The organism is Comamonas sp. B-9 (assembly GCF_000410635.1).
Taxonomy (GTDB): domain Bacteria; phylum Pseudomonadota; class Gammaproteobacteria; order Burkholderiales; family Burkholderiaceae_C; genus Comamonas.
Genome location: NZ_APCR01000068.1, coordinates 1 through 3881, shown reverse-complemented (window position 1 = coordinate 3881; position 3881 = coordinate 1). Strand labels below are relative to the sequence as shown.

General features: G+C 66.7%; 3 protein-coding genes and 2 pseudogenes. 3 read left to right on the top strand and 2 right to left on the bottom strand.

Annotated elements, in window-relative coordinates; all coding sequences use genetic code 11:
- Together H928_RS31975 and bla are read left to right on the top strand one after the other, a co-directional pair.
- A pseudogene (locus H928_RS31975) lies at window positions 1–240 on the top strand (PadR family transcriptional regulator); the annotation flags it as partial.
- A gap of 125 nt (window positions 241–365) precedes the next feature.
- Window positions 366–1274 (top strand): class A beta-lactamase, encoded by a 909-nt coding sequence (bla, locus tag H928_RS0100615; protein WP_021024737.1) that lies wholly within the window; start codon window positions 366–368, stop codon window positions 1272–1274.
- A gap of 12 nt (window positions 1275–1286) precedes the next feature.
- Here the strand turns inward: bla and H928_RS25580 are convergent, their stop codons facing one another.
- A complete protein-coding gene (locus tag H928_RS25580) occupies window positions 1287–2264 on the bottom strand; it encodes a hypothetical protein (RefSeq protein WP_021024736.1) in 978 nt (325 codons plus the stop codon).
- Window positions 2265–2592: 328 nt separating this feature from the next.
- Window positions 2593–3390: a tyrosine-protein phosphatase gene (locus tag H928_RS0100605; RefSeq protein WP_052329643.1), complete on the bottom strand. Its 798-nt coding sequence runs from the start codon at window positions 3388–3390 to the stop codon at window positions 2593–2595.
- A gap of 169 nt (window positions 3391–3559) precedes the next feature.
- Here H928_RS0100605 and H928_RS0100600 point away from each other — a divergent pair.
- A pseudogene (locus H928_RS0100600) lies at window positions 3560–3881 on the top strand (acyl-CoA dehydrogenase family protein); the annotation flags it as partial.

Genomic DNA, 3881 nt, shown 5'->3' with positions numbered 1-3881 from the left:
GGCGAGCAGGCCCTGGCCGAGCAGGCCGATGCGCTGCAGCTGCTGCTGACGCGCCTGGCCCGCGGCAAGGACCGCGATGCCCGCCAGCGCCCGCCGCAGCTGGTGCGCGCGATCGAGAACTTCAAGATGGCCCTGCGCCTGAAGATGGCCGGCGACGGCGAGACGGCGCTGTCGGCAGAGCAGATCGACAAGATTGCGGCGCTGCTCGATGAGGTCGCTTTGAAGATCGAAAAGGCCTGAGCGCGTTCCGGGCCTGTTGCCTGGCCGCCGCAAAGCTTGCGCCATATCGTGTCGCCAGGCCCTGGGCCGGGGTATGCTCGGTAGCTATCCATCCTCCGGGATGACAACCTCTACCGAGCAAGACCATGCAACGACGCCACTTTGTAGCCGCTACCCTGGTCATGGGCAGCGGCTCTGTTTTTGGCCTGGCCGGCTGTGCATCCCGCCAGTCCGCCCATCCCCGTGCCGACCGTGCCTTGCACAAGGCGCTGACCCTGATTGAAGCCCAGAGCGGTGGCCGCCTGGGCGTTTATGCGTTCGATGCCGAGACGGGCGGTGAGGCCGGCTACCGCAGCGATGAGCGCTTTGCGATGTGCAGCACCTTCAAGACCTTGCTGGCTGCCCATGTGCTGTACCTGGGGCAAACCGGTGCGCTGGACCTGGGCCAGCAGGTGCGGGTGACCTCGGCCGACATGGTGCCCTATGCGCCGGTGACGGAAAAGTACCAGGACCAGCCCGGTGGCATCAGCCTGCTGGAGCTCTGCGAAGCGATTGTGGTGGTCAGCGACAACGTCGCCGCCAACCTGCTGCTGCGCGCCAGCGGCGGGCCCGAAGCCTTGACGGCCTGGCTGCGCACTTTGGGCGATAAGGCCACGCGGCTGGACCGCCCCGAGCCGCTGCTCAACACGGCCGAGCCCGGCGACCCGCGCGACACCACCACGCCGCGTGCGATGCAGGCGACCCTGCAGGCACTGCTGCTGGGCGATGTGCTCAAGGGCTATGGCCGCGCGATGCTGCAGCAGTGGCTGACTGACAGCCGCACCGGCGACCAGCGCGTGCGCGCGGGCCTGCCGTCGGAGTGGCGCGTGGGCGGCAAGACCGGCGCCGGTGCCCACAGCACCGCCAACGACTGCCTGATTGCCTGGCCCAATGCGGCCTCGGAAGGCCTGATCATCACCGCCTTCCTGACCGGTGGCGAGCGCACGACCGCACAAAGCGATGCGGTGATGGCCAAGGTGGGCGCAGCGATTGCGCAGTGGCACGCTGCGCTGTAAGCGAGCCTGCTCCTACGATTTGGCAGCTGGCGGGCGTGGCCCCGCCAGCAAGCCTTTGCACAGCTGCAGCAGTGCCCAGACCAGCACCAACGGTATCACCAGGGTCTGCAGCGCAAACACCACCATCAAGGTCACCAGCCGTTCCACCTGCTGGTCGAGCTGCTGCTGCAGCTCGCTGAGCTTGTCGCGCAGCGCATCGCCCGGGTTGCGTACAAGATCCTGTACCCCCGATGCCGCCTGGCTCGCCGATTGCTGGGCCTGCTGCCCCCATTGCTTGAAGCGCTCCCAGAGGCTGGGTGACGGCGTCACGGCGGGGCTGGCCGGCGGGGTCGGCGTGGCTGCGTCCGCAGTTGGCGCTTTGGCCGGGGCGCGCACATCAAACTGCTGCAGCTGGCCGACGGCGCCTTCGGTGGCGATCTGGTTCTCCTGGTAGGTCTGCGCGATAAAGTGCTGGAACAGCGCCTCGCTGCCGATGATGGTGACCGGCATCACCAGCCGGGTAAACAGCAGCACCACCAGCAAGCGGCTGAGCCAGGTGGGCACCGCCTGCTCGCGCCAGCGCAGCAGCAGCCAGGCCAGCGCGATAAGCGTGAGCACGCCGGTGACGCCATAGCTGCCGCCCATCGACAGCAGCAGCTTTTGCAGGCCAAAGGCAATGCTGGCCCAGAGCATCCAGTCGGCAAACTGCGCTACCAGGTCGCTGATGGGCGCCAGCACCTGGCCCAGCGTCAAGGTCAGGCCCACGCCCATCGGCTGCACGGCCAGCTCGGTGCCTTGCAGCACCGAGACGACGCTGTGCAGCGCGCGGGCGGTGGCAAAGCTGAGCAGGGAGCGTTGCAGGCCGTCATCGACATAGCGGTCGGCGATGGCCTGAAAAGCCGGCAGCCAGCACAGCACAACGGCCAGCACCAGCAGGCTGGCCAATGCGATCTGGCGGGGTGTCCAACGGAAGGCGCCCGGCGGGCGGGGAGGGGAGAGCGGTTGGTTCATCGGCGGGAGGCCCACAGCGGAGCCGTAGGTGTAAGAACGTGTTTACGATCTCCTCGCGCCGCGACAGTGTCTTTGCGGGATGGGATGCGAGGCGCAATACCGCAGCAATAGCCGCGCTATTGCGAGGATTTGCAACGACGCAGACCGCCCCTGCCCGGGCGGCCGCAAAGCCACTGTCCCTACGGGTTGGAGTGACATCGGGCGATTTCTGCGCGCTGGCTCTTGCTTGCACCCCCGAGCAAGCTGCGTTCCATCCCTTCGAAGTCATCCCGATTGCACTCCAACGCGGCTGCGTAGAGATCGTAAACACGTTCTAAGGAACAACCGATTATTCCAGATACATCTGCGCGAGCTTTTGCTGTGCCTTTGCATCCACGCCCAGCACCTTTTCCACATAGTTGGGGATGCTGCCATAGTCCTGCAGCACGGGCTGGATCGCGGCGGTCAGGAAGGGTTCCTGCACCCGCCACAGCACCTGCAGCACTTCCTCGGGGATGTGAGCGGCAGCGGCCACGGCTTCGGCCGGGCGGTGGTAGTAGTCGTTGGTCAGCAGGTAGTCCTGCAGCACGACATGCTGGGGCACGCCCAGGGTGGTCAGCAGCAAGGTGGCGGCCCAGCCGGTGCGGTCCTTGCCAGCGGTGCAGTGGAAGACGATGGGCGCATCGCTGTCGAGCAGCATCTCGAAGAACTGCGCAAACGGCGCGGCATTGTCGTGGATAAAGCTGCGGTAGGTGTCCTGCATCAGCACGACGGTGTGGTCGGGCGTCAGGCGCTGGCCTTGCTGCATCAGGCTGAAGGCGCGCTGCACCAGGGTCGGCTCGATGGCCAGCGAATGGTGCTGCAGGCCGTCGATCGCATAGTGGTCCACGGTCTGCTCGCGCTGGCCGCGAAAATCGGCCGAGCGGGCCACGCCCAGCTCGCGCAGCAGCTGCAGCTGGGACTCGGGGCTGAGCAAGGCCAGGTGGTCGGAGCGGAACAGCTTGCGCCAGCGCACCGTGCGGCCGTCCAGGCCCTGGTAGCCGCCCAGATCGCGGAAATTGGTGGTGCCCGCCAGTGGCAGGTGGCGGCTATAGGCCTGAGGGGTGGCCTCGGAGGTGATGGGTGCAGATTCGACTTGGATGGGCATGCTTTGTTTATAGCCCATCTGCAAGTCCGGGGTACGACACCAGGGTGTCATCCCTTTGCAGCGCTTTTTAGTGCCGCAGCGCCGGGGCGGGCGACTCTGTCTCAACGGTGACCGCCTGGCACGCGGCGCATGGCACCATCTGCAGGCCCCCTTACCCGAAGACCGCACCATGGATTTTTCCCTGTCCCCCGAACTGCTGGCGCTGCGCGACAAGACCCGCGCCTTTATCGCCGAGCAGGTGATTCCGCTGGAGAACGATGCCAGGCAAAGCCGCCATGGCCCCGATGAAGCCTTGCGCCGCGAGCTGGTCGAGCGCGCCCGCGCGGCCGGCCTGCTCACGCCCCATGCCTCGCGCGAGCTGGGCGGGCTGGGCCTCACGCATATCGAGAAGGCGGTGGTGTTTGAAGAGGCGGCTACTCCTGGCTGGGCCCGACGGCGCTCAACATCCATGCGCCCGATGAAGGCAATATCCACCTGATGGAGGCGGTGGC

Coding starts and splice junctions, on each gene's coding strand:
- bla (WP_021024737.1), top strand. CDS start 366: ATGCAACGACGCCACTTTGTAGCCGCTACCCTGGTCATGGGCAGCGGC.
- H928_RS25580 (WP_021024736.1), bottom strand. CDS start 2,264: ATGAACCAACCGCTCTCCCCTCCCCGCCCGCCGGGCGCCTTCCGTTGG.
- H928_RS0100605 (WP_052329643.1), bottom strand. CDS start 3,390: ATGCCCATCCAAGTCGAATCTGCACCCATCACCTCCGAGGCCACCCCT.